General features: G+C 59.7%; 27 protein-coding genes. 16 read left to right on the top strand and 11 right to left on the bottom strand.

All coding sequences use genetic code 11. The features are described 5' to 3' along the window. Positions 1–614 precede the first annotated feature (614 nt). The gene (locus tag FGF54_RS08130) at positions 615–1,829 is read right to left on the bottom strand and encodes an NADP-dependent isocitrate dehydrogenase (RefSeq protein WP_142779395.1); all 1,215 of its coding nucleotides are present in this window, start codon (positions 1,827–1,829) and stop codon (positions 615–617) included. Between the two features lie 216 nt (positions 1,830–2,045). Between FGF54_RS08130 and FGF54_RS08125 the strand changes: the two genes are divergently transcribed. From FGF54_RS08125 to FGF54_RS08080, 9 genes are all read left to right on the top strand, one after another. Beyond that, the gene (locus tag FGF54_RS08125; protein ID WP_168208035.1) at positions 2,046–2,579 is read left to right on the top strand and encodes a hypothetical protein; all 534 of its coding nucleotides are present in this window, start codon (positions 2,046–2,048) and stop codon (positions 2,577–2,579) included. Positions 2,580–2,717: 138 nt separating this feature from the next. Continuing rightward, on the top strand, positions 2,718–3,551 hold the full coding sequence (locus FGF54_RS08120; RefSeq protein WP_080851639.1) for an RNA methyltransferase: 834 nt from the start codon (positions 2,718–2,720) through the stop codon (positions 3,549–3,551). Continuing rightward, the gene (gene murI, locus FGF54_RS08115; RefSeq protein WP_080856500.1) at positions 3,535–4,356 is read left to right on the top strand and encodes a glutamate racemase; all 822 of its coding nucleotides are present in this window, start codon (positions 3,535–3,537) and stop codon (positions 4,354–4,356) included. Before FGF54_RS08120 ends, murI begins: the two co-directional genes overlap by 17 nt. A 378-nt stretch (positions 4,357–4,734) precedes the next feature. Next, a complete protein-coding gene (locus FGF54_RS08105) occupies positions 4,735–4,974 on the top strand; it encodes a hypothetical protein (RefSeq protein WP_080834873.1) in 240 nt (79 codons plus the stop codon). A gap of 97 nt (positions 4,975–5,071) precedes the next feature. After that, entirely contained in the window at positions 5,072–5,350 is a 279-nt protein-coding gene (locus tag FGF54_RS08100) for a type II toxin-antitoxin system RelE/ParE family toxin (protein WP_020810459.1), read from the top strand. Positions 5,351–5,364: 14 nt separating this feature from the next. After that, entirely contained in the window at positions 5,365–5,652 is a 288-nt protein-coding gene (locus tag FGF54_RS08095) for a HigA family addiction module antitoxin (RefSeq protein ID WP_020810458.1), read from the top strand. A 72-nt stretch (positions 5,653–5,724) separates the two neighbouring features. After that, positions 5,725–6,363: a LysE family translocator gene (locus FGF54_RS08090; RefSeq protein ID WP_142779394.1), complete on the top strand. Its 639-nt coding sequence runs from the start codon at positions 5,725–5,727 to the stop codon at positions 6,361–6,363. 51 nt (positions 6,364–6,414) lie between these two features. Next, complete coding sequence (locus tag FGF54_RS08085; RefSeq protein WP_142779393.1) at positions 6,415–7,302, top strand: EamA family transporter; 888 nt, start codon at positions 6,415–6,417, stop codon at positions 7,300–7,302. Between the two features lie 128 nt (positions 7,303–7,430). Then, entirely contained in the window at positions 7,431–8,945 is a 1,515-nt protein-coding gene (locus tag FGF54_RS08080) for an ATP-binding protein (protein WP_168208126.1), read from the top strand. 3 nt (positions 8,946–8,948) lie between these two features. Here FGF54_RS08080 and FGF54_RS08075 read toward each other — a convergent pair whose 3' ends face one another. Next, positions 8,949–9,467, bottom strand: a complete 519-nt coding sequence (locus FGF54_RS08075; RefSeq protein WP_142779391.1) for a DUF6584 family protein — start codon at positions 9,465–9,467, stop codon at positions 8,949–8,951. A gap of 133 nt (positions 9,468–9,600) precedes the next feature. Further along, a complete protein-coding gene (locus FGF54_RS08070; RefSeq protein ID WP_142779390.1) occupies positions 9,601–10,584 on the bottom strand; it encodes a TerC family protein in 984 nt (327 codons plus the stop codon). 452 nt (positions 10,585–11,036) lie between these two features. On the opposite strand from FGF54_RS08070, the gene rpsD reads away from it, so the two are divergent. The 5 genes from rpsD (at position 11,037) to FGF54_RS08045 (ending at position 15,354) form a co-directional block, all read left to right on the top strand. Beyond that, positions 11,037–11,654, top strand: coding sequence for a 30S ribosomal protein S4 (gene rpsD, locus FGF54_RS08065; protein ID WP_003520423.1), 618 nt, complete (start codon positions 11,037–11,039; stop codon positions 11,652–11,654). A gap of 68 nt (positions 11,655–11,722) precedes the next feature. Then, entirely contained in the window at positions 11,723–12,652 is a 930-nt protein-coding gene (locus FGF54_RS08060; protein ID WP_003520424.1) for a glutaminase, read from the top strand. A 61-nt stretch (positions 12,653–12,713) separates the two neighbouring features. Next, positions 12,714–13,655, top strand: a complete 942-nt coding sequence (gene ttcA / locus FGF54_RS08055) for a tRNA 2-thiocytidine(32) synthetase TtcA (protein WP_168208034.1) — start codon at positions 12,714–12,716, stop codon at positions 13,653–13,655. 16 nt (positions 13,656–13,671) lie between these two features. Next, on the top strand, positions 13,672–14,499 hold the full coding sequence (locus FGF54_RS08050) for an inositol monophosphatase family protein (protein WP_035263086.1): 828 nt from the start codon (positions 13,672–13,674) through the stop codon (positions 14,497–14,499). Positions 14,500–14,529: 30 nt separating this feature from the next. Next, positions 14,530–15,354 (top strand): inositol monophosphatase family protein, encoded by an 825-nt coding sequence (locus FGF54_RS08045; RefSeq protein ID WP_142779389.1) that lies wholly within the window; start codon positions 14,530–14,532, stop codon positions 15,352–15,354. 229 nt (positions 15,355–15,583) lie between these two features. Here the strand turns inward: FGF54_RS08045 and FGF54_RS08040 are convergent, their stop codons facing one another. From FGF54_RS08040 to FGF54_RS08025, 4 genes are all read right to left on the bottom strand, one after another. Continuing rightward, complete coding sequence (locus FGF54_RS08040; RefSeq protein WP_142780179.1) at positions 15,584–16,792, bottom strand: multidrug effflux MFS transporter; 1,209 nt, start codon at positions 16,790–16,792, stop codon at positions 15,584–15,586. Between the two features lie 137 nt (positions 16,793–16,929). Further along, positions 16,930–17,265, bottom strand: coding sequence for a Grx4 family monothiol glutaredoxin (grxD, locus tag FGF54_RS08035; RefSeq protein WP_003520429.1), 336 nt, complete (start codon positions 17,263–17,265; stop codon positions 16,930–16,932). A 137-nt stretch (positions 17,266–17,402) separates the two neighbouring features. After that, positions 17,403–17,834: a hypothetical protein gene (locus tag FGF54_RS08030; RefSeq protein WP_142779388.1), complete on the bottom strand. Its 432-nt coding sequence runs from the start codon at positions 17,832–17,834 to the stop codon at positions 17,403–17,405. Beyond that, entirely contained in the window at positions 17,831–18,079 is a 249-nt protein-coding gene (locus FGF54_RS08025) for a hypothetical protein (protein WP_142779387.1), read from the bottom strand. Before FGF54_RS08025 ends, FGF54_RS08030 begins: the two co-directional genes overlap by 4 nt. Before the next feature lie 211 nt (positions 18,080–18,290). Between FGF54_RS08025 and FGF54_RS08020 the strand changes: the two genes are divergently transcribed. Then, complete coding sequence (locus tag FGF54_RS08020; RefSeq protein WP_142779386.1) at positions 18,291–19,439, top strand: hypothetical protein; 1,149 nt, start codon at positions 18,291–18,293, stop codon at positions 19,437–19,439. Positions 19,440–19,580: 141 nt separating this feature from the next. Here FGF54_RS08020 and FGF54_RS08015 read toward each other — a convergent pair whose 3' ends face one another. The 3 genes from FGF54_RS08015 to FGF54_RS08005 all read right to left on the bottom strand — a co-directional run bounded on the left by FGF54_RS08015 (position 19,581) and on the right by FGF54_RS08005 (position 23,638). Continuing rightward, entirely contained in the window at positions 19,581–19,814 is a 234-nt protein-coding gene (locus tag FGF54_RS08015; RefSeq protein WP_003507909.1) for a BolA/IbaG family iron-sulfur metabolism protein, read from the bottom strand. Positions 19,815–19,830: 16 nt separating this feature from the next. Then, positions 19,831–22,065 carry a phosphoribosylformylglycinamidine synthase subunit PurL gene (gene purL / locus FGF54_RS08010; RefSeq protein WP_142779385.1) on the bottom strand — a complete coding sequence of 745 codons (2,235 nt, stop codon included), beginning with the start codon at positions 22,063–22,065 and terminating at the stop codon, positions 19,831–19,833. Between the two features lie 154 nt (positions 22,066–22,219). Continuing rightward, a complete protein-coding gene (locus FGF54_RS08005) occupies positions 22,220–23,638 on the bottom strand; it encodes a PLP-dependent aminotransferase family protein (protein ID WP_142779384.1) in 1,419 nt (472 codons plus the stop codon). 93 nt (positions 23,639–23,731) lie between these two features. On the opposite strand from FGF54_RS08005, the gene FGF54_RS08000 reads away from it, so the two are divergent. After that, entirely contained in the window at positions 23,732–24,037 is a 306-nt protein-coding gene (locus FGF54_RS08000; RefSeq protein WP_142779383.1) for a DUF1127 domain-containing protein, read from the top strand. 450 nt (positions 24,038–24,487) lie between these two features. Here the strand turns inward: FGF54_RS08000 and FGF54_RS07995 are convergent, their stop codons facing one another. Continuing rightward, a complete protein-coding gene (locus FGF54_RS07995) occupies positions 24,488–24,892 on the bottom strand; it encodes a hypothetical protein (RefSeq protein ID WP_065655218.1) in 405 nt (134 codons plus the stop codon). Positions 24,893–24,918 lie beyond the last annotated feature (26 nt).

Genomic DNA, 24,918 nt, shown 5'->3' with positions numbered 1-24,918 from the left:
TTTTGCCTCCCCAAGCAAAATCCTCGAAGCATCCCGGGAAAACCGATGCGGATTTCGCGCCTGCGCTTCGCTTTTTTAAAGTCCGCAGCATCCTTTGCGTGTTCCCAAAGGTCGTGCGATGCTCCGATGAATATTTGACTGTGCCGGGCAAGTTATGTGCAAGTAGATGCTATTTAAGATTTATCTTATTGTTGTACTGGCCGCAGCACGCGAAATTGAAGTTTGCGCCTAGTACAACGGCTAATCAAGATACTGTGAACAAAAAACAAACCCGGCATTGCGCCGGGTTTGCTTTTCCTCACGTCTCTATCTTCAGCCATCTATGCCATGCCGTGAAATCCTTTAGGCGTCAAAGTCGCCCCGGCTTAGTGAGATTGTTTTCTTCCCACCTGCCTTGTTGCGGCGAGAAGCGCCAGAAAAAAACGCGGTTGTGGTGAGCAGGTGCGGAGAAGGTTGGAAAGTGCCCAGCGTTGCTGCTGGGGAGCGGGCGGTGCTGCTCAATCGGGTTGCGGCGGCGGAAGCCGGCGATGCCGCGCAGTTGATGTTTAAGCTCTACGGTACACACAAAAAACCCGGCGCTGAGGCCGGGTTTTGAAGTCGCTTGGAAAGCAGGCTTAAGCCGACATTGCCTTCTTGAGGTTCTCGTCGATCTTGTCGAGGAAGGCGGTGGTGGAAAGCCAGGGCTGGTCCGGTCCGATGAGGAGCGCCAGATCCTTGGTCATGTAGCCGCTTTCGACGGTGTCGACGCAGACGGTTTCGAGCGTTGCCGCGAACTTTGCCAGTTCCGCATTGTCGTCCAGCTTGGCGCGGTGGGCGAGGCCACGGGTCCAGGCGAAGATCGAAGCGATCGAGTTGGTCGAGGTTTCCTGACCCTTCTGGTGCTGGCGATAGTGGCGGGTAACCGTGCCGTGTGCCGCTTCGGCTTCAACCGTGCGGCCATCGGGAGACAGGAGAACCGAGGTCATCAGGCCGAGCGAGCCGAAGCCCTGAGCAACCGTGTCGGACTGCACGTCGCCGTCGTAGTTCTTGCAGGCCCAGATGTAGCCGCCGGACCACTTCAGTGCGGAAGCGACCATGTCGTCGATCAGGCGGTGCTCATAGGTGATGCCGATTTCGTCGAACTGCTTCTTGAATTCGGTCTGGTAGACTTCTTCGAAGATATCCTTGAAGCGGCCGTCATAGGCCTTGAGGATGGTGTTCTTCGTGGAGAGGTAAACCGGCCACTTGCGCATCAGGCCATAGTTCATGGAAGCGCGGGCGAATTCGCGGATGGATTCGTCGAGGTTGTACATGGCAAGCGCCACGCCGGCGCTCGGGGCGTCGAAAACGTCCTTCTCGATGACCTGGCCGTCTTCACCCACGAACTTGATGGTCAGCTTGCCCTTGCCGGGGAACTTGAAATCGGTTGCCTTGTACTGGTCGCCGAAAGCGTGACGGCCGACGACGATCGGCTTGGTCCAGCCGGGAACGAGGCGCGGAACGTTCTTGCAGATGATCGGCTCGCGGAAGATGACGCCGCCCAGAATGTTGCGGATCGTGCCGTTCGGGCTCTTCCACATCTGCTTCAGGCCGAATTCCTCGACGCGCTGCTCATCTGGGGTGATGGTCGCGCACTTGATGCCGACGCCATGCTTCTTGATGGCGTGCGCTGCATCGACCGTGACCTGGTCGTTGGTGGCGTCGCGGTTTTCAACCGAGAGGTCGTAATATTCGATGTCGAGATCGAGGTATGGCAGGATCAGCTTGTCCTTGATGAGCTGCCAGATGATACGGGTCATTTCGTCGCCGTCGAGATCGACGACCGGATTGGCTACCTTGATCTTTGCCATGAATTCCTCACCTTCGAAGCTGTGGCGCCAGATGGCGCCGGTATCCGGAAAAAATATCCGGTGCGGCTATAGCATCGCGCGCGCCTGAGGCAAAGCCATGGGGGGCGCTTTTTTGGCGCAGCGCAATAACGCTTTGCGCATTGCCAAACCATAATGCCGGAATACAGTCAGGCGAATCGCTTCGCCCGCCTGTCGGGCCTATCCCGGGATCACATCATGCGGAATATTCTGCTTCTGACTGCCGCCGTCCTCTTTTCGCATAGCGCGCTCGCCGCCGGGCCTGCCGATCCCGTCCAGAAGGTGATGGATATCACTGTCAAGAACTGGTCGGGCGAGGCGGAAAACTGGAAATATGTTTTCGACGAGGACATGCTGACCAGCCTGTTCAGCAAGGATTTCGTCGCGCAATATCGTGAAGCCTCCAAGAAACCGGCTTACGAGGCCGAAAGCGGCGAGACCGGCGATCCCTTCGGTTACGATGTCGTGACGAAGTCGCAGGATGGCTGCCCGCTGGCCGATGTTTCCGTGACGCCGGGCGCGGTGAAGGACGGCGTGACGGATGTGACGGCGAAATTCAAGCTCTGGGCCTGCATGGATGAGGCGGAGATGAAGGCGACGGTTGACGAAGTGCATTTCGACGTCGTCGAGGAAGACGGCCGCCCGGTCATCAGCGATATTCACCGGGTCGGCGATGAGGGCAGGGATTCGCTGCGCGAAGAGATGGCGACGATCATCAAGGGAGAGCAATAAGGGGCGTCTTGCCAGCGGGATGGATCCAGGCTTTCTCCGCGCCGGCTTTGATTTTGGCGCCGATCTGTGCCAGTGAAGCGCGCTTTAGCGCATCGGGCTGAAAATCGATGCGACGCTTCAACACACGGACAAAAGACGATGGCAGGCACAAACAGCGATCTCGAACTTGTGGCGGAAGGCCCGGCGATCATTCTCGTCGAACCGCAGCTTGGTGAAAATATCGGTATGGTGGCGCGGGCCATGGCCAATTTCGGCCTGGCCGAATTGCGTCTGGTCAATCCGCGTGACGGCTGGCCGAGCGAGAAGGCGCGCGCCGCGGCCTCCAAGGCCGATCACGTCATTGACGCCACGAAGGTATTCGAGACGCTGGAAGAGGCGATCAAGGACCTGAACTTCGTTTATGCCACGACCGCGCGCGAGCGTTACGGTTTCAAGCCGGTGCGTGCGCCCGTCACCGCCGCCGATACGCTCAGGGCAAAATTCAAGGCTGGCGAAAAGACCGGTATCCTCTTCGGGCGCGAGCGCTGGGGGCTGACCAATGAGGAAGTGGCGCTGGCCGACGAGATCGTGACATTTCCGGTCAATCCCGCTTTTGCCTCGCTCAATATCGCGCAGGCCGTGCTTCTGATGTCCTATGAATGGATGAAATCCGGCATGGACGATCTGGGAGAGACGCTTTTCCAGTCCGTCGAGCAGCGTCCTTCGACCAAGGAACAGGTTTTCGGCCTGTTCGAACATATCGAGGAAGCGCTGGATGCGCGGGGTTATTTTCATCCCGCTGAAAAAAAGCCGAAAATGGTCGACAATCTGCGCGCCGTGCTGTCGCGACGCGGGTTTTCCGAGCAGGAAATCAGCGTTTTCCGTGGCGTGATCAATTCGCTCGACCGCTTTCCACGGCAGTGGCCGAAGCAGGCGGGAAGGGCAGCGGGGCCGTCGGCCGGGGGAGCAGGGGAGAATGCTGAAGACGAGTGAGGCGGCGGCCGATGTGCTGAAACCGGTGCTGGTGTTCGATTCCGGCATTGGCGGGCTGACCGTGCTGCGCGAGGCGCGGGTGCTGATGCCCGAGCGCGGCTTCATCTATGTCGCCGACGATGCGGGTTTTCCCTATGGCGGCTGGGAGGAGGAAGCGCTGAAGGCGCGCATTCTCTCGCTCTTCGACAAGCTGCTGGACGACTATAGCCCGGAAGTCTGCATCATCGCCTGCAACACCGCCTTTACGCTCGCTGGCGCAGATCTTCGCGCCCGCTTTCCGCAGATGACCTTCGTTGGCACTGTGCCCGCCATCAAACCGGCGGCGGAGCGCACCCGCTCGGGCCTCGTTTCCGTGCTGGCGACACCGGGCACTGTTAAGCGCGCCTATACGCGCGATCTCATCCAGTCCTTCGCCAGCCAATGCCATGTCCGCCTCGTCGGTTCGGAAAACCTGGCGCGCATGGCGGAAAGCTGGATCAGGGGCGAGCCGGTTTCGGATGAGGCTGTGCTTGCCGAAATCGAACCCTGCTTCATCGACAGCGAGGGAAAACGCACGGATATCGTCGTTCTCGCCTGCACCCATTACCCCTTCATGGCCAATCTGTTTCGCAGGCTGGCGCCATGGCCGGTGGATTGGCTCGACCCCGCCGAGGCGATTGCGCGGCGCGCGCGCCACCTCGTGCCGCTGCCGCAGGATGCGGAGCATCCGGATGGTTTCGATTTTGCCGTCTTCACCTCCGGCAAACCGGATTTCGCCACCCGGCGGCTGATGCAGGGTTTCGGTCTCAGCGTTTCGGCGGCCTGATCGCCTGTTGTATTTTTGCATCTGTTTTATCCGTCTTTTGCAATTCGAGATTGCGACCACTTGTCGCGCCGGATTTCTTGTGTAAGATGCATCTTGTCTGTAACCGCTATAAATGGAGGCGTGGAATGACCAATGACATCAATATGCGCCTTAACGGCATGTCAGGCCTTTCCGGCATGATTATCGGCGGTTATGTGACCCGAGGCATCTCCCTCCGATAAGGCTTATGGCCTGATTTCCTTGCCGTTTGGCATTTTCACTTCGTTCGACATGTGATCGCGCGTCCGCGTGGCCCTTGCTGCTGCGTCCGCGCTTCCGGCATGTCGTTTTCCATCGATAAAGGACCTGGCCGCTTTGCCGCGCCGGGATGGATTTCCCATGCAGAAAAATCAACCATTGGTAGCATATGCGCTGCCGGATGCGGTCGATCGCTTGTTCGTCACATTCGGTGTCTGGAAAACCCTCAAAGCGGTTCTCGTTGCCGCATTGGTGCCGCGTGCACCGCCGACTGATCCTGCCGATCTGCCAGAGCGCCTTCTGGTCGATATCGGCCTTGACCCGTCGCGGGTGAAGCGGCGGCGGGATTGGGAGGTTCCTCACTGGGCGCCCCGGTTTTGATTGGCAAAGGCCTCTCCGGCAAAGAAATGTCGGGGCGGCCGCCGCATCTCTGCCGTTACGTATTGTATAGCGACGCGATACAGGATACGGTGTGTCTATGATCGTCAGTTTCCGACACAAAGGGCTAGAAGCTTTTTATCGTTCCGGGACGACGAAGGGTATTCAGCCTGCCCATGCCGCCAAGCTTGGCCGAATACTAACCTTGCTTGAGGTTGCGGCAGGTGCTCCCGATCTTAATCTTCCTGGTCTCAAACTTCATCCGTTAAAGGGTGATATGAGGGGCCACTGGTCCATATGGGTGAATGGAAACTGGCGTGTGACGTTTCGATTTCTGGATAGCGACGTCGAACTTGTCGACTATCAGGACTATCACTGAAGGGAATTGTTCCAATGATGAAATTTCCTGTTCATCCCGGTGAGTTGTTACGGGAGGAGGTTATTGCCGCACTTCAGCTTTCCGTAACAGACGCTGCTGAAAGGCTTGGAATGTCGCGCGTAGCGCTTTCTCGGGTCTTGAACGGACGGGCAGGAGTGAGCCCAGACCTTGCCTTACGGTTGGAGCGGGCAGGGGTCAGCACCGCGCGGGCATGGCTTGCCATGCAGTCGAATTACGATCTTGCACAGGCGATGAAACGTGAGCAGCCGCCCGTTCGCCCATTGGATGACAGGGCGGCATAATCTTCGAAGATTTGGCTTGATACCTTCTGGTTTTGGTGGCTTGCTCCTAAAAATCAGATAGGGAGATTCATCATGCCGCTGGAAAACTGGCTGGCCTTCGTGGCCGCATCCGCCATCATGCTCGCCATTCCGGGACCGACGATCCTGCTGGTGATTTCTTATGCGCTGGGCCATGGCCGCAAGGCCAGTACGGCGACGGTGACGGGCGTGGCGCTTGGTGATTTTACCGCGATGACGGCCTCGATGCTGGGGCTCGGCGCGCTGCTTGCCACATCGGCGGCGCTTTTCACCGGGCTGAAATGGATCGGTGCGGCTTACCTCATCTATCTCGGCATCAAACTGTGGCGTTCGCCGGTCAGCGGCGAGGGTGCGGAAGGGACGGGCGTGACCGGCCGCGAAAGGCCGCTCAAAATCTTCCTGCATGCCTATATCGTCACCGCGCTGAACCCGAAGAGCATCGTGTTCTTCGTGGCTTTCCTGCCGCAGTTTCTGGTGCCGACATTGCCCTTCTGGCCGCAGGTGCTGATTTTTGAAGCGACATTCCTGGTGCTTGCCACGGTGAATGCGGCGCTTTATGGACTTCTGGCAAGTGCCGCCCGCAATACGATCCGCAAGCCGAAGGTTCAGCGCATCGTCAACCGCACGGGCGGCGGTCTCCTGATCGGCGCCGGTCTCGTTGCCTTCGGCTGGAAGAGGGCGGTGTCGGCGTAAAGCCCCTCAAACATCTGAGGTGTCGATCGCCTGAAATTCGGACATAACAAAATGGCATTGCCGCATATTCTTCTCGCCCTGATCACCGTGTTTTTGTGGGGCTTCAACTTCGTTGCCATCAAGATCGGGGTCGCGGACATGCCGCCCCTGTTCCTGACGGCGCTGCGTTATCTCTGTGCGGCCGTGCCTCTGGTATTCTTCCTGCCGAAACCGAATGTGCCGTGGCGGCATATGATCGTTTACGGCATGGCCATGGGTTTCGTGCAGTTCGGCCTGCTTTATCCGGCCATCAAGCTCGGTCTGCCTGCCGGGCTTGCTTCGCTGGTCATGCAGTCTCAGGCTTTTTTCACGCTGGCGCTTGCCGTGCTGTTTCTCGGCGAGCGGCCTTTGCCTTCGCAGGTCGTCGGCGCGGTCATCGCTTTCAGCGGGCTTGCGGTGATCGGCGTGGAGCGCATGACGGCTGCGGCTCTCGTGCCGCTTCTGATGGGCATCGGTTCGGCGATTGCCTGGGCTTGTGGCAATATCGTCAACAGGCGTATCGGCCAGGTGAACGCCGTTTCCTTTGTTGCCTGGACTAGCTTGGTGCCGGTCCTGCCGCTGGCGGCGCTTTCGCTGGTGGTGGAAGGGCCGGGTGCGATTGCCGATGGCCTTGCCAACGCAACGGCAATGACGGCTTTCGTGGTGGTCTATATGGCCTATGGCGCTACCATTGTGGGCGCGGGCATCTGGAGTTATTTGCTTCTGCGTTATCCGGCCGGAACCGTGGCGCCCTTTTCGCTGCTGGTGCCGGTGGTCGGTTTCGTCAGCGCCTATTTCGCTTTTGCGGAGCACATCACCGTCTTCGAGGTGGTGGGCGCGGCGCTGGTGATTCTGGGGTTGATGCTCAACGTCTTCGGGCGGCGTATCGCCTTTTCCTGGTTTCGGGGTCGGCCCGCATAGGCTGAATATTGAATTGCCTGTGCATTATCGGGATGCGGCAGACGCAACCGGCGATTTTTTGGTAAAGAGCATGTTCGGCCGCCGCCACGGGAATCGGCCGGATGACATGCAGCACGAGGAACGAAACATTGCAGGTCGGCATCGACATGGGAACCCTATCGGGCGGGCAGCAGGCCAAGCTCGATATCGAGGAATTGCTTGCGACGCGTTTGCTGGTGCAGGGCAATTCCGGTTCCGGCAAGTCGCATCTGCTGCGCCGGCTGCTGGAGCAATCGGCGCAATGGGTGCAGCAGGTCATCATCGATCCCGAAGGCGATTTCGTCACGCTTTCCGACAAGTTCGGTCATGTGGTGGTGGATGGCGAGCGTACCGAGGCGGAGCTTGCCGGCATTGCCAACCGCATTCGCCAGCACCGCGTCTCCTGCGTGCTGACGCTGGAAGGCCTCGATATCGAACAGCAGATGCGGGCCGCCGCCGCGTTCCTCAACGGCATGTTCGATGCGGATCGTGAATTCTGGTATCCGGTGCTTGTCGTGGTGGACGAGGCGCAGATGTTTGCGCCCTCCGTCGGCGGTGAGGTGACCGAGGATGCCCGCAAGGCATCGCTTGGCGCCATGACCAATCTCATGTGCCGTGGCCGTAAACGCGGCCTTGCCGGCGTCATCGCCACGCAGCGTCTGGCCAAGCTTGCCAAGAACGTGGCGGCGGAAGCCTCGAACTTCCTGATGGGCCGCACCTTCCTCGATATCGACATGGCGCGCGCTGCCGATCTGCTCGGCATGGACCGGCGGCAGGCGGAAATGTTCCGCGATTTGCAGCGCGGCAATTTCGTGGCGCTCGGCCCGGCGCTGTCGCGCCGGCCGCTGCCCATCGTCATCGGCCCGGTGGAAACCTCGGCGCGTTCCTCTTCGCCGAAGCTGATGCCCCTGCCGGATGCACTGCCAGATGTCGAAGACCTGATTTTCACGCCGGATCCGGAAGAGTTTACCCGGCCTGCCGTGCGCCGCACACCGCCAGCACCACGCCCGACCACGGATATTCTGGCCGAACTCTCCCGTTCCACGCCTGCCGCCGTCGGTCCTTCACCCGAGCAGCCGCGCAGCGGCCAGCCGGAGATGACGCCGGAGGAGCGTGAGGAGAAAATCGCGACGGTTCTCGTCGAAATTCTCGACGATCCGCAATCGGCCTATCGGACCGATGCCGTGCTTTATCAGGACTTTCTGGTGCGCGCCCGGATGCGCCGTATTCCCGGCACGCCGATGACGCTGCCCGAATTCCGCCGGCAGGTGGCGATTGCCCGCTCCGGCGTGGATGCGGCGATGGCGGCAAGCGATGGCTGGGAAAAGGCGCTGGAATTGTCGATGTCGGTTTCCGATGACCTGCAGGGTGTTTTCCTGCTGCTGGTCAAGGCCGCTCTCGGCGAGGAGCCTTGTCCGTCGGATGCTCGCATCGCCCGCGCCTACGGCACCCATTCCGCCCGCCGCGCGCGGCGGCTCCTCGGTTATTTCGAGGAGAAGGAGCTTGTGGTGGTGCATGCCGACTTCTCCGGCAAGCGCATCGTGGCTTTCCCTGATCTCGACGCGAAAACCGCACCAGGTGACGCGGATGCGGCTGAGGACGATGCGCGGCTTGCGGCGGAGTAATCGCTATTCTGCCAAAATCCGCACGGCAAAGCGGATCGTCGTGTAGAGACCGACGAGGCTTAAAGCCAGCACGCAAACAATAACGGCTATGACAAGTGCCGAGGCCAATCGGTGCGGCCGTTGATAGGGGCGGGTGCTGACATCCGTTTTTACGGGAGCGACCCGGGAGAGCTGCGCCGCTGTCCATCCGCTGCGTTCGAATTCCGGCGAGGCAATAAATTCCGCCAGATGCCGTTGCCGTCTTATGGAAGATGGCAATTGCGCCAGAAAGCGTTGCGGTTCGCGCCGGTTGCTTCTCGACAGGAATATGTCGATCGCTTCCCTGAAGCGTTCCTCGCGCGCGCCGGAGCAGAACAGCATGCGTCCCGCTTCCACGAGATCGTTCATCTCGAGCAGTACTTCGCCGTATTTTTGAAAGAGCGCCAGATCGACTTCAGGATGGCTGAGCCTGCCTTGAAGGATTTCCTTCGCTCGCCAGAGTTTCTGTTCGGAAATGGCTTGGTCAACGGGTTCAAAGGTCATTTTAAAGCAATGAATTGGAAGTCTGTTTCAAAACTTGGGAAGTATATTCTAGGGTCGTATCAATAATACGGATTATATATTTTCGTCGTCAAAAAAGAAAGAGGAGGCGATGACGCCTCCTCCTTGCTCTTCATTACTCGATGGCCTTTGCTTCCTTGCGCGTCGCGATCAGCGAACCGATGATGCCGGTTGCGAGGATGGCGACGGTGACGCCGAGAGAGACGGCGGGCGGGATCTTGGCGATGCCGAGCATGTCGGCGACGAAAATCTTCGAACCGACGAAAACCAGAACCGCAGCCAGCGCGTATTTCAGATAAGCGAAGCGGTGGATCAGGGCGGCAAGCGCAAAATAGAGGGCGCGCAGACCGAGGATCGCGAAGATGTTCGACGTGTAGACGATAAACGGATCGGTGGTGATCGCGAAGATCGCCGGGATCGAATCGACTGCGAAGATCAGGTCGGCGATTTCGACCATGATGAGCGCCAGGAAGAGCGGCGTCACGAAGGTCTTGAGTTTGCCGGTGGCCTCATCGGTTTCCTTGACGAAGAATTTCTCGCCATGCAGCCTGTTTGTCACCGGAAGGTGACTGCGCAGGAACTTCAGGATGCGGTTATTGCCGATATCCGATTCATCATGGTCGGACGAGAACAGCATCTTGAGGCCGGTGAAGACGAGGAAGGCCGCGAAGAGATAAAGCACCCAGTGGAAGTTTTCGACGATGGCCGCGCCGCCGGCGATCATGATGCCGCGCAGGACGATGACGCCGAGGATGCCCCAGAGCAGCACGCGGTGCTGATATTGGCGGGGAATGGCGAAATAGGAGAAGATCATGGCGATGATGAAGATATTATCCATCGCCAGGCTTTTTTCGACCACGAAGCCGGTGACATATTCCATCGCCGACTGTTCGCCGGACTGATACCAGATCCAGCCGCCGAAGGCCAAGCCGATGGCGATATAAAAGCCGGACATCAGCAGGCTTTCACGAACGCCGATTTCCTTGGAGTTCTTGTGCAGCACGCCGAGATCGAGCGCGAGCAGGCCAAGGACGAGAGAAATGAAGACAGCCCACATCCATGTGGGGGTGCCGAGAAAATCCGTCAGGAGAAATTCCATCAGTCAACCTTTAGCCGGACGAGGTTGGCTTTGCGGATGGGGAACGTGCGTGAAGAATATACGTGGGCCCCAACCTAAAGAAACTCGACATCACGTGTTGTCCGGTAACACGCCAGAGGGGCCCGAGTTCTGATCACGATGGAGAGATAGGGGAGCCTTCAGGCTTTTCAAGGGCAGGATCGAGAAAAAAAGCGGCAGGCGTTGTTTGACAAATTTGTAAAACGTGTTTAGAAGCCGCCCCAACGCCGGGCAGTGATGTCCGGTGTGTTTTGTTGACTGCCTTGCAGTGTAATAGCTGACGTTCGGCGGTCAATATCACCGACATGTCCCGTGGTTTCTCCATTTGCATGTGAGAAGCCTGTCAGAGGCCCTGAAACGGGCTTCAGAGGAGGGCGTGTTTCCTTGAACCGGTTTGGCAACAGACCGGCATAACCTTTTGAGAAGGAAATACGATGAGCAAGCGCGAATCGGCTAAGTATAAAATTGACCGCCGCATGGGCGAAAACATCTGGGGCCGTCCGAAGTCCCCGGTAAACCGCCGCGAATACGGCCCGGGCCAGCACGGCCAGCGCCGCAAGGGCAAGATGAGCGACTTCGGCACGCAGCTGCGCGCCAAGCAGAAGCTCAAGGGCTACTACGGCGAACTGCGCGAAAAGCAGTTCCGCGCAACCTTCGACGAAGCAAACCGTCGCAAGGGTGACACTTCCGAAAACCTCATCGGCCTGCTCGAGTCGCGTCTGGATGCCATCGTCTACCGCGCCAAGTTCGTTCCGACCGTTTTCGCTTCGCGCCAGTTCATCAACCATGGCCACGTCACGGTTAACGGCGTTCGCGTCAACATCGGTTCTTACCGCTGCAAGCCGGGCGACGTTATCGAAGTTCGCCAGAAGTCCAAGCAGCTCGTAACCGTTCTGGAAGCCGTTCAGCTCGCTGAGCGCGACGTTCCGGACTACATCGAAGTTGACCACAACAAGATGGTTGCCACCTACGCTCGCGTTCCGGCTCTCTCCGACGTTCCGTACCCGGTCGTCATGGAACCGCATCTGGTCGTCGAATTCTACTCGCGTTAATCGACGCGTTTCAGTATTCAGGAAGCCGCCCTTCGGGGCGGCTTTTTTGTTTGCGGGGAAGGCTTTGCATGCAGGACATTCAGGCGATCGTCGATTCCATTTACGACAGCATGGCGCCGAGGCTCGGCGAGGGGAAGGTTGCGGATTACATTCCCGAACTTGCCAAGGTCGATCCCAACCAGTTCGGCATCGCCATCACCACTGTCGACGGAACCACCTATACGGCCGGCAATGCGCTCACGCCATTTTCGATCCAGAGCATCTCCAAGGTCTTCATGCTGACGCTGGCGCTTGGCAAGGCGGGGGAAACGGTGTGGAACCGGGTTGGGCGCGAACCTTCAGGGTCTTCCTTCAACTCCATCGTCCAGCTGGAGCATGAGCACGGAATCCCGCGCAATCCTTTCGTCAATGCCGGTGCTATCGTCGTGACCGATATCGTGCTTGCCGGCCACCAGCCGCGTGAGGCTATCGGCGAGCTTCTGCGTTTCGTGCGTTACCTCGCCGATGACGATACAATCAGCATTGACGACACCGTGGCGAAATCCGAGCAGGCGACGGGGTTCCGCAATTTCGCGCTTGCCAATTTCATGCGGTCCTTCGGCAATCTGCACCACCCCGTGGAATATACGCTCGGCGTTTATTTCCACCAGTGCGCGCTTTCCATGACCTGCGCTCAGCTTTCCCGCGCTGGCCTTTTCCTCGCCAATCGCGGCCGTAACCCGCTGACGGGGCATACGGTCGTGTCGGACCGGCGGGCGCGGCGTATCAATGCGCTGATGCTGACCTGCGGCCATTATGACGGATCGGGCGATTTCGCCTATCATGTCGGCCTGCCGGGCAAGAGCGGTGTGGGCGGCGGCATCATGGCGGTGGCGCCGGGTAACGCGTCCATCGCCGTCTGGTCGCCGGGTCTCAACAAGGTCGGCAACTCGGCGCTCGGGTCACAGGCGCTGGAAATGCTGGCGACGAAAACAGGCTGGTCCGTATTCGGGGCTTGATATTGCCGGCGGATGGGGGCATTGCCTGCATTAAGAACGGCAGTCGTGCCGGAGCGAGCTGATGATGAACATTCTCACCAAGATCGATGATTTTGCAGATCAGGCCGGGGCCGACCAGATCGGGGTGGATCAGGACGCGTCCGAGGAAAACGGCAGCTCGCATCCCCTGTTCGACAATGCGCCACGGTCGGTTTCCTTCAACAAGCTGCGCAAGCGGCTGTTGCGCAATGTGCGCCAGGCCTTCACCGATTTCGGTATGCTGAAAGGCCAGAAGCGCTGGCTGGTCGGCCTTTCCGGCGGCAAGGACAGCTATGGGCTGCTGGCTCTGCTGCTCGATCTTAAATGGCGCGGCCTTTTGCCGGTGGAACTGGTTGCCTGCAATCTGGATCAGGGCCAGCCGAATTTTCCAAAGCACGTGTTGCCGGAGTATCTGGCGAAGATCGGCGTGCCCCATCGCATCGAATATCGCGACACCTATTCCGTGGTGAAGGAAAAGGTGCCGTTCGGCGGCACTTACTGTTCGCTCTGTTCGCGGCTCAGGCGTGGCAATCTCTACCGTATCGCGCGGGAGGAGGGTTGCGACGCCCTGCTGCTCGGCCATCACCGCGAGGATATTCTCGAGACCTTTTTCATGAACTTCTTCCATGGCGGCCGGCTGGCCGGTATGCCGGCGAAGCTTTTGAATGATGAGGGTGACCTGATGGTCATGCGCCCGCTTGCCTATTGCGCCGAGGAAGATATGGCGAAATTCGCGGCGGCGATGGAATTCCCGATCATTCCCTGCGATCTCTGCGGCTCGCAGGACGGGCTTCAGCGCAATGCGATGAAGGAGATGCTGGCCGACATAGAAAGGCGTATGCCCGGCCGCAAGGATGTGATGCTGAGGGCGCTTGCCCATGTCAATCCGTCGCATCTGCTCGATCCGAAGCTTTTTGATTTTTCGGCGCTTTCTGTCACCGGGGCGTCACCTGAAGAGCGTAGGGAGGCCAACTCCCCCTTATGAAGAAGTGCCCCGCCCGATGACACTTTCCGACAAAGATATCGACTTCCTCGTTTCCACCGTTGCCGCTGCCGGCGCGAATGAAATTCTTCCCCGCTTCCGAAACCTGAGCGCCGGTGCGATCTCCGAAAAGACCTCGGCCGTCGATCTGGTCACCGAGGCCGATGTTCTGGCGGAAAAGGCGATAACAGCTGCTCTCCTTCAGCGATTTCCGAAGGCCCATATCGTTGGCGAAGAGGCCTATGAGGCGGACCAATCCGTCATTCCCGCACTTGCCGATGCGCCGCTTGCCTTCGTGATCGACCCCATCGACGGCACTTTCAATTACGCTTCCGGTTTTCCCGCTTTCGGCACGCTGCTTGCGGTCACCGTCAAGGGCGAGACGGTGGCGGGCATCATCCACGATCCGGTGATGGGCGATACCATCGTTGCCCTGAAAGGCGAGGGCGCGTTTCTCAACCGCAGGAACGGTTCGCAGGCGAAGCTCAGGGTTGCCGATCCCGCGCCATTATCCGACATGGTCGGCATCTTTTCCTGGGGCCACAGCCATCAGGATCGCCGGCCGGTGATTGCCGCCAATATGGCGAAGATCAAGATGGCGCTGTCGCTCAACTGCTCGGCACATGAATATTGGCTCGCCTCGGCCGGCAAGCTGCATTTCATCGGCCATGAAAAGCTGATGCCGTGGGATCATCTCGCCGGCGTGCTCATTCATCAGGAGGCGGGTGGTTACACGGCCCGTTTCGACAATACGCCCTATCGGCCGGGGCAGACGGAGGGCGGCATCCTGTCCGCTCCCGACAAGGAAAGCTGGAAGATGCTGCGACGGGAAATCGTCGCTTTATAGTCGTTACGCTCAGAAAGAAGGATATCGCCCATGGCTCTCGAACTCGACATCGCCTCTCTTGCCAATGCGCTTCAGGAGGCGGCGGCAGTGGAAATCCTGCCGCGGTTCCGCAATCTGGGCGAGGGCGATGTGCGGATCAAGACCGAGGCGATCGATCTCGTCACCGAGGCCGACGAGGCCGCCGAGCGGCTGATCCGCGCCCGTGTGCAGGAAATCATGCCTGATGCACTGTTCATCGGCGAAGAGGCGGTGGCGGCGGATGCCTCGCTGCTCGGCAAGCTTGCCGATGCCGATCTTGCCGTGGTGGTCGATCCCATCGACGGCACCTATAATTTCGCTTCCGGCCTGCCGCTTTTCGGCGTGATGATGAGCGTCATCTCCAAGGGCGAGACCGTTGCCGGCCTGATCTTCGATCCGATGGGCAATGACTGGGCGATTGCCGAAAAGGGTTCCGGCGCGTGGCTTTGCAGCGCCGACGGTTCGCAGACGCAGATGTCGGTCGTGCCGGCCCCGGAATTGTCGCAGATGGTCGGCATCGCCAATACCGGCTATTTCGACGTGGAGACACGGCGCAAGATCCTGACGAACCTCGCCGATGTGCGGCTCTTCACCAGCTATCGCTGCGCGGCGCATGAATATCGCCTGTTCTGCGGCGGCCACATGCATTTCCTGATGTATAACAAGCTGATGCCCTGGGACCATCTGGCCGGCACGCTGCTGTCGCAGGAAGCGGGCGCCTATGCGGCACGTCTCGACGGCTCGCCCTATCTGCCGAGCCATTTGGATGGAGGGCTGCTGCTCGCGCCGGATCAGGAGACGTGGGAACTGCTGCGGGAGAAGATTTTTACGGTTTGAGGTGGTGTTGTGTAAGGGACAGGGCGGAAAGGCTTTTGCCCGTCATGCCGGGCTTGATCCGGCATCCAGTAGCCGCGCGTCTGCGTGGCGGAAGACTCTTCTCAGCCCAAAGACTTGGGCTGGCTGGAGCCCGGATCAAGTCCGGGGTGACGAAATGCGTATGACGTGAACCAATCAATAAAAAGGGCGCGGAACAGAATTCCGCGCCCTTTCATTTTTCCATCGTCCCTCAGCGGGTCGGCTTGTTATGCGCCTGAAACAGCACGCCCTTTTCGCCGATCAGCACGAAGATGAGGCCGACGATGGAGACGGCGAAGAAGCCCGCCACCATGGGCAGCGCCGTGCCGTCGAAAGACTGGCCGATGGCCGCGCCGATCAGCGAGCCGCCGACGGTTCCCATGAAGCCCATGACGGACGATGCGGTGCCGGCGACGTGGCCGAGCGGCTCCATGGCCAGCGAGTTGAAGTTCGAACCGATCCAGCCGAACTGGAACATGGCGAGCGCAAAGAACACGATGAAGATGGCGAAGGGCATCGGTTCCGGCCCCAGCACCTGCACCAGCAGCCAGACGAAGGTGATGGCGATGAAACCAAGCAGCGAGCCGTGCGACAGCTTGCGCATGCCGAACCGGCCGACAAGCCTTGCATTGACGAAGGACGAGAAGGCCATGAACAGCGCCACGCCCGCAAAGGCCGCCGCAAACCATGCGCCGAGCCCGTAAATGCCCTTATAGACCTGTTCGACCGAGTTGATGAAGCCGAACAGGGCCCCGAAGATGAAGGTGCTGGAGAGCGTATAGCAGAGCGCGATACGGTTGGTGAGCACGATCTTGAAACCGCCGAGGATGGAGCTTGCGGTCAAGGGGCGGATATCGTCCGGATGCAGGGTTTCGGGCAGGCGGAAATACATCCAGGCCGTTACCACGGCGGCAATGGCGGCCATGAAAGCGAAGATCAGGTGCCAGTCACCGAAAAACAGCACGATCTGGCCGGTGCCGGGCGCAATGACCGGCACGACCATGAAGACCATCATGATCAGCGACATGACTTCCGCCATCTGCCGTCCGCCATAGATATCGCGCACGATGGAGACCGTGATGACACGCGTGGCCGCAGAACCGATGCCCTGAATGAAGCGCAGCGCCAGCAGCCCTGAGAAGGACGGTACGAAGACCACGGCGATGGCTGAAACGATGTAGATGGCAAGCCCGACGAACATCGGCTTGCGGCGTCCGAAACGGTCCGAAATCGGTCCGTACAGAAGCTGGGCGATGCCGAAGCCGAGAAGATAGGCGGAAATCACATATTGGCGGTGGTTTTCGTTCTCGACGCCCAGAGAGGCGCCGATTTCCTGAAGACCGGGCAGCATGATGTCGATTGCGAGCGCGTTCAGCGCCATCAGCATCGCGGCAAGCGCGATGAATTCCGTGCGCCCCATCGAGCCTGCGCGCGAAGCGGTGGATTGTGAAAGATTTGTCACAGGATTGCCCCAAAAAGAACGGCAAAGGCGTTGCATGAAGCAACGCCTGGCATAAATTTCTGACAATCAGGGTGGGCCGGATGAACCGGCCGAAATCAGGCCGCGCCGCGGACGCTGATACCCTGTTCTTGGAAGTGGTTTTGAAGTTCGCCGGACTGGAACATCTCTCTTACGATGTCACAGCCGCCGACGAATTCGCCCTTGACGTAGAGCTGCGGGATGGTCGGCCAGTTGGAGTAGTCCTTGATGCCCTGGCGGATATCTGCATCGGCAAGCACGTTGATGCCCTTGTAGTCGACGCCGAGATAATCGAGGATCTGTACCACCTGGCCGGAAAAACCGCACTGCGGAAATTGCGGGGTGCCCTTCATGAAAAGAACGATATCGTTGCTCTTCACTTCGCTGTCGATCATGTCGTGAATGCCGCTCATAGGCTTATTCCTTTCACATGCGGTTCAAGGCCGCTGCTTTCTGTTTGTTCCTAGATAACATGTCGTGGCGCGATTTCCACCCGGAAAGCGTAAAAAACTGCGGGTGTGGCATCGCTGATTGCGGGTCGAAACTCCGGCTACCAGCGCGTCGTTCTCTTCGGGTAAGAAAAGTCGAGAACGATTTTTCCTATCCGCTCCCACCGTCTGAAGACTGATTGTATCAATACACCTGTTTCGCCTTCCCAAATATCGAATTCGCGAGTGTTATCGAACGTTATGGCTCGCCTGCCGCTCGGCAACGAGCAATCGTCCTCACAGTCAATCTCCATTTCGCTATAGAAACTGTTCACTTCAATATCGAGAATTAACTTTGGACTTTTCTGGTCCACCAGGCGGCAGGTGTTGCCGGTTTTGCAGAAGGCTGTGCCGGATATCCGATCAGCACCATCAAGCTCCACGACGAAGCCGATCTTGATCTCTTTGCTGCTCTTAACCTCTGCGGCACCTTGTAACGGCCCCGAAATCGCCAGTAGTAAAAAGGCGGGAAGCAGGGGGAGGCGATACATCATCGATATCGTTGTCTGCTGCGGGCAGCGGCTGTGCGCCTTTTGCTCACCTGCTTCTTGGCTGGCTTGGGTTTGACGGCGGCGTTGATCGCGGCTTCCAGAACCGAGCCGACGATGCCGCCGGCAAGCGAGCCGATGCTTTTCGTCCGGCGCGCGCGGCGCGTCTTGCGGATACCGGTCTTGGTGAGGATTTCAGACAGCGCGCCCTTGACGACGCCGTTGAGTACTTGATCGACGATGCCAGACAAATTTCCCTCACCGATAAATAAATCACATTTCCGTCGCGATTTTTACTATACGTGCATCGCCCGCTGTATCAAGCGATCCTTTCGGGTGTCTCTAGCGCGGTTTTGCTTTTCTCCGAAACGCAAAAGCGCACTATCTCTTTGTTTTTACGCATTGTCTTAACGTAAAAGCGATTGCGCTTTTACTGGAAATGCTCCGGCCGAAGGTTCATGCATGCCAGCCGTCAAGTCACGACTTGTTCTTTATTTCCCCGGTTTCGATCCGCTCGATGCGGCCGCCCATCATCTGCGTTACCAGCGGGCGGCGGCGCTGGCCGGCAAGACATGGGATGTCGATTATGCCGTGGGGCCGCTGGAGAATGCGCCCGGGGGCGAGGTTTTCACGGTTGAGGCCTCGGCGGGCGACTGGCGGACGCGCTCCGACATTTTCGTTTACGACCATAATGCGGTGATATCGCAATTGCGGGATGCGCCCGTCTGGCGGCAGATCTGGCTCGGTTTCAAGGCCGGAGCCGGCATCATCGCCGAGGGCGGCGCGGCGCGTTACTTCCGCCACGCCTGGCGTTTTGGCCTGTTCTTCATCTTTCCGTTCCTGCTGATGCTTGTCGGCGGTGCGCTTGCGGCGGCTATTGCCCTGTCGCCCTTAATTTTCGCCTTACCTCTCTGGCTCTTGGCGATCAGCCTTCCCGTCGCCGCGCTGTTTTTCGTGAAGGCCTTCCTGCCGTTTGCGGAGCGGTTTCACACCCTGCATCTTTATGCCGACTGGCGGTTCGCGCTCGCGGTCGGCCGCGATGAGCCGCTTGCCCGTGACTGGATCGAGGAGAGGGCAGCACTCGTTCTGACGGCGCTGGAGCAGCCCGCGGACGAGGTTCTGGTGGTGTCCCACAGCATGGGCGCCAGCCTTGCGCTCGCCGTGATCGGCCGTGTGCTGGAACTGAAGCCGGATGCGCTGGATGGCCGGAAACTGTCCTTTGCGACCTTGGGCGGCGCGGCGCTGCAATGTGCGTTCCTGTCGAGCGCCGACCGGCTTCGCCAAAGCGTCGGTTCGATTGCTCGTCACCCGGAGGTGACATGGTTCGATATCCAATGCCTGACCGATCCGATTCATCTTTACCGGTGCAATACCGTGGGCCTGACCGGTCACAGGGATGCGCCGCAGCCGAAGATCGTACCGATCCGTTTCAAGCATTCGCTCTCGCCGGATCGTTATAAGAAGAACAAGCGCAACTTCCTGCGCATGCACCGGCAATATGTGCTGGGGCCGGACCGCAGATCCGGTTACGATTTTACCCTGCTGACGGCGGGGCCTTTGCCTGCCGCCTCCTTCGCCGCTCTGGATTCGCAGACGCCGCCCGCCTTGTAAGCGGCACCAACCCATTCGGCCGGACATGAAAAAGGCCCGCGTGAGAGTATCACGCGGGCCTTGATTTATTCCGTAGGTTTCACGCTCTGCCGCAGGCGGGACAGAGACGGTCTGTTGCCGGAACCGCTTTCACGGGCGCAATCATTCGGGAGCCGAGGTCTGCAGGGCAAGGGCATGCAGCACGCCGCCCATATTGCCCTTCAGCGCGTCATAGACCATCTGGTGCTGTTGCACGCGGGTCTTGCCCTTGAATGCTTCCGCAACGACTTCCGCCGCGTAATGATCGCCATCACCGGCCAGATCGCGGATCGTGACCTTTGCCCCGGGAATTCCCGCCTTAATCATGTCTTCAATGTCGCCGGGTTTCATGGGCATGGTGTTTCTCCTTAATTCATTCTGCGGCGAGCAAAGTTTCGCCGTCCATGAATTGAGGGAACCACGATTCATAGGCCAAGTGCAATTCTTTAATCTCGACAGCCCGCGCCGTGCCCAGCTTTACGGTGGAACCGCCGGTAACGCCGATGACCGGGCAGGAAACGCCCGCCGCCTTCGCCGCTGTCTGCACCTCATCGAGATCGGCCTTTTTGACCGTCAGAACGTAACGGCCCTGATCTTCGCCATAGAAGGTGAGGACCGGGTTGTGGCCTTCGACCGCGTCGATGGTCGCGCCGATGCCCGACGAAATCGCCATTTCGGCGACTGCAAGTGCCAGACCACCCGAGGAGCAATCGTGAACGGCGGTGGCAAGACCGTCGGTGATGAGGCTGCGGACGAAATCGCCGTTGTTCTTTTCAGCGGCCAGATCGACATGCGGCGCCGGGCCATCGATGCGGCCATGAATGTCACGCATGTAAACCGACTGGGCGATATGCGTGCCGAGGCCGGCAGGGGCGCCGACGAGCAGCACCACTTCGTCAGCGGCGGCGAAACGGATGCGCGCCATGCGGCCCCAGTCCTTCAGCAGGCCAACGCCGCCGATGGTGGGGGTGGGCAGGATCGCCTGACCGTTGGTCTCGTTATAGAGCGAGACGTTGCCGGAAACGATGGGGAATTCCAGCACGCGGCAGGCTTCGCCGATGCCCTTGATGGCATGGACCAGCTGGCTCATGATCTCGGGCTTTTCCGGGTTGCCGAAATTGAGGTTGTCGGTGGCCGCCAGCGGCAGAGCGCCGGTTGCGGTGATGTTGCGCCAGCATTCGGCCACGGCCTGCTTGCCGCCTTCGAAGGGATCGGCCTCGACATAACGCGGTGTGACGTCGGAGGAGAAGGCGAGCGCCTTTTTGTCATGGCCTTCGACGCGCACCACGCCGGCATCGCCGCCGGGAAGCTGCAGCGAATTGCCCTGGATCAGCGTGTCATACTGTTCGTAGACCCAGCGGCGCGAGGAATTGTTGGCCGAACCGACCAGCGATACCAGCGCATCGGCGATATCGGCGGCGGGCACGTCGTTTTCCGAAAGCGGTGCCGGCACCTTGGCGGGTGTCCATGGGCGGTCATATTCGGGAGCCTGATCGCCCAGTTCCTTGATCGGCAGGTTGGCGACTTCCTCGCCATTGTGCAGCACGCGGAAGCGCAGGTCGTCGGTGGTCTTGCCGACAATCGCAAAATCCAGACCCCACTTGACGAAGATCGCCTTGGCGACTTCTTCCTTGGAGGGCTCGAGAACCATGAGCATGCGCTCCTGGCTTTCCGAGAGCATCATTTCGTAAGCCGTCATGCGCTCTTCGCGCACCGGTACGGCGTTCAAGTCAAGCTCGATGCCGAGATCGCCCTTGGCGCCCATTTCAACTGCCGAGCAGGTGAGGCCGGCCGCACCCATGTCCTGAATGGCTATGACCGCGCCGGTCTTCATCAGCTCAAGGCAGGCTTCCAGCAGGCACTTTTCGGTGAAGGGGTCGCCGACCTGAACGGTCGGGCGCTTTTCTTCGATGGATTCGTCAAATTCGGCGGACGCCATGGTCGCGCCGCCGACGCCGTCGCGGCCGGTCTTCGCACCGAGATAAACGACCGGCAGGCCGACGCCCTTGGCTTCGGACAGGAAGATCGCGTTGGACTTGGCAAGACCGGCGGCAAAGGCGTTAACGAGGATGTTGCCGTTATAACGCGGATCGAATTCCACTTCGCCGCCGACGGTCGGCACGCCGAAGGAATTGCCGTAACCGCCGACACCGGCGACGACGCCGGCCACGAGGTGACGGGTCTTCGGATGGTCAGGCGCACCGAAGCGCAGGGCGTTCATCGCGGCGATCGGGCGGGCGCCCATGGTGAAGACGTCGCGCAGGATGCCGCCGACGCCGGTTGCCGCACCCTGATAGGGCTCGATATAGGACGGGTGGTTGTGGCTCTCCATCTTGAAGACGACGCAGTCGCCATCGTCGATATCGACCACGCCGGCGTTCTCGCCGGGACCCTGAATGACGCGCGGACCCTTGGTCGGCAGGGTCTTCAGCCACTTCTTTGAGGACTTGTAGGAGCAGTGCTCGTTCCACATGGCCGAGAAGATGCCAAGCTCGGTAAAGCTCGGCTCCCGTCCGATCAGGTCGAGGATACGCTGGTATTCGTCGGGCTTCAGCCCGTGGGATGCAACGAGTTCCGGGGTGATCTTGATGGAGTTTGGAATCGACATAGGTCTCACGCGGTTCGAGCCGAGGAAAGTTTCCGGTTCTTTAGCGCAAGAGGCTCCATGGCGCGACAGGAAAATGCGCCGCTTTGCCGGCTAATTGGCGGTTTATGCGGTTATTCACCCGTTGCGGGCGGTGCCCGCAACGCTGCGACCCGTATCACGCCACGCTTTCATAGCCGGCGGAGCCGTTATCCAGCAGGTGGCGGAGGATGCCGAAGGCATGGGTCAGTTCCTCGCGGGTGGAAGGCCCGGAAAAGCTGATGCGGACGCGGTGGAAAACCTTGTCCGTCCGTCCGGCCTTGAACTCGTCCTCGTCGTCGATCAGCACGCCTTCCTTCATCGCCGCATTGCGGAAGGTGCCGGAAAGCCATGGTTCGGGCAGTCTCAGCCACAGGAAGGCGATGTCGGGCAGCGAATTGAAGTCCAGCCCGGTAAAGACGCGCCGGGCAATCGCCTCGCGCTCATTCAGTTCGGCGATGCAATCCTTGCGGATATCGTGGGCGTCGCCGCTATTGACGAGGCGCGCATTCAGTTCGGCCAGCATGAAGGGCAGGCCGCCCGTCATCATCGAGTGGGAAATACGGATGCGCGAGGAATATTGCGCGGGGCAGGCGACCCAGCCGCCGCGCACGCCGGCGGCGACGGATTTCGACAGGCCGCCGACGACGAAGGTAATGTCGGGCGCAAATTCGGCGATCAGCGGGATCGCATCGCGCGTCATCGCGCCATAAAGATTGTCCTCGACGATCCACACACCGTAGCGACGGGCGATATCGGCAATCGCGCGGCGTCGCTCTTCCGGCAGGGTGGCGCAGGTCGGGTTCTGGCCGGCCGACATCAGGAAGATCATCTTGGGATGCTGCTGGGCGCAGACGCGTTCGAAATCGTCAGGGACAATGCCGTTCTCATCCGCTTCCACCAGCGTCACCCGCCGGCCTGCAAGGGCGGCGCTGCGGCTGATGTGGGAATAGGTGACGGGTTCGAAGACGATGCGGTCGCCCGGCGCGGTCATCGCGGACATCACGCTCATCACCGCAGCATGGGCGCCAAGCGTCGAAACGATGTTTTCCGGCTTCGGCGACCAGCCGTTCTGGGAAAGCCAGCGAACGCCCGCCATGCACCAGTTGTCGGGAAAAGAGCGGGCATAGTTGGTAATGTCCTGGGGATGCTCTCTGGTCACCGCCTCGATGTGCCTGGCGATCAGCACGCTCTGGCCGACATCCGGCGCAGCGGTGGTGTTCAACCGGAATTCGGCGCTGGTGTCGACGGCATGGCGCGTGCTGCCGAAGGCGGCCGTTGCCGACTCCATGGGCAATGACGGGGCAGGGGTCTTGCGCTCATTGACATAGGTGCCGCGTCCGACCTCACCGCTGACGAGCCCGCGCTCGTGGATGAGCGCATAGGCCCGGCTGATTGTGCCGATTGTCACACCGAGATCGTAAGCAAGATTGCGCTGCGGCGGCAGTTTCGAGCCGGCCTGTAGGGTGCCGTCGGAAATCGCGCCTTCGATACTGTCGGCGAGGCGCAGGTAAATCGGGCCGTCGCCCTCGGTAATGTCGGGAAGCCAATTTGTCATGGTGACAATTTATGCATTGTATCTGTCCTGAAGTCAATTGTATTTATTGTCTGCATTGAATGAGGCTAAACGCACGGAGACAATAGGTGCAATATGCGCAAGATGGATCAATACCTTTCGACAGCGGATACACTCTATCCTGATGGCTACGAACGGGAACGCGTGTTCCGCGATGCCGGCGACATGGTCGCACCGGCGCCCTTTCCGGCCAAGATCGCCCGCACGCTTATTGGTCGCCTGATTGCGGGCGTATCCTCATGGCAGCGGAAACGTCAGGGGCGCTTCGCCCTGCGGGAGCTTTCGGACGATCTGCTAGACGATATCGGCGTTACGCGGGATGAAGCCTTGAGGGAGGCGGCAAAATCCCGGCTCTTCTCCTGGCCGCCGCGGCCCCTTTGATTTTTTGTCGGAGAGCGGCGCCTTCTTTCCCCGGCGCCAAGCAGCCATTCGGCAACCCGCCACGCCAATCCCAACTGGCGCTGGCGGGTTTTTTAAATGGCTATCACGGTAAACGACACAATGTGGTTCCTGTATCACTGCACGCCCATTTCCGTCATTCCGGCCTCGAGCCGGAATCCAGCCGACGCGTGTCCACGCGGCGAAAAGACTCCTTTCAGCCCAAAGACTTGGGCTGGCTGGATTCCGGCTCGAGGCCGGAATGACGGATGTGGGGAACATTGCAAACCACGGCAAACGCCGCAGCTGCCGCATCAAATTACATTTCTGTCGTGTACCATGATTGGCTATACGCGGGTATTCCGGCAACCGGTAAAAACAATTTCCCGTCATCCTCGGGACAGCAGTGTGACAAGACCGAGGATGACGTCTTTGATGTAGACGTATGCTAGATCAGCAGCCTTTGCCGCCGTTCGCCCAGCGCTTGACGTCGGTTGCGATGCGGCCGGAAAGGGCTTCGTTCATCACGGGGCCGAAAGCATCGAGCTTTGCCGGGTTGCCTTCTGCCTGAACCACCAGCATGGGGCGCGATTCCGGGCTGTTGCGCGGCACGAGCAGGATGCGCGGACGGCCGGAGAAGGAGTTGAGTTCCGGCGCCAGGCGATAGGCCTTGAACGCCGCGTCGCCCGATTTGAACCAGCAGGCATTCGCGCCAAGCGCGATCCGTTCCATGGTCGGCAGGGCCGCGCGGGAGACGGAGGAGGAAGGCTGCGGTTTCGGCTGGCAGGCAGCGAGTGCGGCGGCAGCGAGGATCAGTCCGGTGGCTTTATAGGCATCGTATCGAAGAATGCGGGGCATCAGGTCATCCAGAAGAAGAGCCGAAA

It is taken from the genome of Agrobacterium sp. T29 (genome assembly GCF_006970545.1).
Classification (GTDB): domain Bacteria; phylum Pseudomonadota; class Alphaproteobacteria; order Rhizobiales; family Rhizobiaceae; genus Agrobacterium; species Agrobacterium leguminum.
This window is presented reverse-complemented; position numbering and strand designations above follow the sequence as displayed.

What these genes read in the sequence shown, in the direction of transcription:
- FGF54_RS08130 (WP_142779395.1), bottom strand. Translation starts at nt 1,829, where the DNA reads ATGGCAAAGATCAAGGTAGCCAATCCGGTCGTCGATCTCGACGGCGAC.
- FGF54_RS08125 (WP_168208035.1), top strand. Translation starts at nt 2,046, where the DNA reads ATGCGGAATATTCTGCTTCTGACTGCCGCCGTCCTCTTTTCGCATAGC.
- FGF54_RS08120 (WP_080851639.1), top strand. Translation starts at nt 2,718, where the DNA reads ATGGCAGGCACAAACAGCGATCTCGAACTTGTGGCGGAAGGCCCGGCG.
- murI (WP_080856500.1), top strand. Translation starts at nt 3,535, where the DNA reads ATGCTGAAGACGAGTGAGGCGGCGGCCGATGTGCTGAAACCGGTGCTG.
- FGF54_RS08105 (WP_080834873.1), top strand. Translation starts at nt 4,735, where the DNA reads ATGCAGAAAAATCAACCATTGGTAGCATATGCGCTGCCGGATGCGGTC.
- FGF54_RS08100 (WP_020810459.1), top strand. Translation starts at nt 5,072, where the DNA reads ATGATCGTCAGTTTCCGACACAAAGGGCTAGAAGCTTTTTATCGTTCC.
- FGF54_RS08095 (WP_020810458.1), top strand. Translation starts at nt 5,365, where the DNA reads ATGATGAAATTTCCTGTTCATCCCGGTGAGTTGTTACGGGAGGAGGTT.
- FGF54_RS08090 (WP_142779394.1), top strand. Translation starts at nt 5,725, where the DNA reads ATGCCGCTGGAAAACTGGCTGGCCTTCGTGGCCGCATCCGCCATCATG.
- FGF54_RS08085 (WP_142779393.1), top strand. Translation starts at nt 6,415, where the DNA reads ATGGCATTGCCGCATATTCTTCTCGCCCTGATCACCGTGTTTTTGTGG.
- FGF54_RS08075 (WP_142779391.1), bottom strand. Translation starts at nt 9,467, where the DNA reads ATGACCTTTGAACCCGTTGACCAAGCCATTTCCGAACAGAAACTCTGG.
- FGF54_RS08070 (WP_142779390.1), bottom strand. Translation starts at nt 10,584, where the DNA reads ATGGAATTTCTCCTGACGGATTTTCTCGGCACCCCCACATGGATGTGG.
- rpsD (WP_003520423.1), top strand. Translation starts at nt 11,037, where the DNA reads ATGAGCAAGCGCGAATCGGCTAAGTATAAAATTGACCGCCGCATGGGC.
- FGF54_RS08060 (WP_003520424.1), top strand. Translation starts at nt 11,723, where the DNA reads ATGCAGGACATTCAGGCGATCGTCGATTCCATTTACGACAGCATGGCG.
- ttcA (WP_168208034.1), top strand. Translation starts at nt 12,714, where the DNA reads ATGATGAACATTCTCACCAAGATCGATGATTTTGCAGATCAGGCCGGG.
- FGF54_RS08050 (WP_035263086.1), top strand. Translation starts at nt 13,672, where the DNA reads ATGACACTTTCCGACAAAGATATCGACTTCCTCGTTTCCACCGTTGCC.
- FGF54_RS08045 (WP_142779389.1), top strand. Translation starts at nt 14,530, where the DNA reads ATGGCTCTCGAACTCGACATCGCCTCTCTTGCCAATGCGCTTCAGGAG.
- FGF54_RS08040 (WP_142780179.1), bottom strand. Translation starts at nt 16,792, where the DNA reads ATGGGGCGCACGGAATTCATCGCGCTTGCCGCGATGCTGATGGCGCTG.
- grxD (WP_003520429.1), bottom strand. Translation starts at nt 17,265, where the DNA reads ATGAGCGGCATTCACGACATGATCGACAGCGAAGTGAAGAGCAACGAT.
- FGF54_RS08030 (WP_142779388.1), bottom strand. Translation starts at nt 17,834, where the DNA reads ATGATGTATCGCCTCCCCCTGCTTCCCGCCTTTTTACTACTGGCGATT.
- FGF54_RS08020 (WP_142779386.1), top strand. Translation starts at nt 18,291, where the DNA reads ATGCCAGCCGTCAAGTCACGACTTGTTCTTTATTTCCCCGGTTTCGAT.
- FGF54_RS08015 (WP_003507909.1), bottom strand. Translation starts at nt 19,814, where the DNA reads ATGCCCATGAAACCCGGCGACATTGAAGACATGATTAAGGCGGGAATT.
- purL (WP_142779385.1), bottom strand. Translation starts at nt 22,065, where the DNA reads ATGTCGATTCCAAACTCCATCAAGATCACCCCGGAACTCGTTGCATCC.
- FGF54_RS08005 (WP_142779384.1), bottom strand. Translation starts at nt 23,638, where the DNA reads ATGACAAATTGGCTTCCCGACATTACCGAGGGCGACGGCCCGATTTAC.
- FGF54_RS08000 (WP_142779383.1), top strand. Translation starts at nt 23,732, where the DNA reads ATGCGCAAGATGGATCAATACCTTTCGACAGCGGATACACTCTATCCT.
- FGF54_RS07995 (WP_065655218.1), bottom strand. Translation starts at nt 24,892, where the DNA reads ATGCCCCGCATTCTTCGATACGATGCCTATAAAGCCACCGGACTGATC.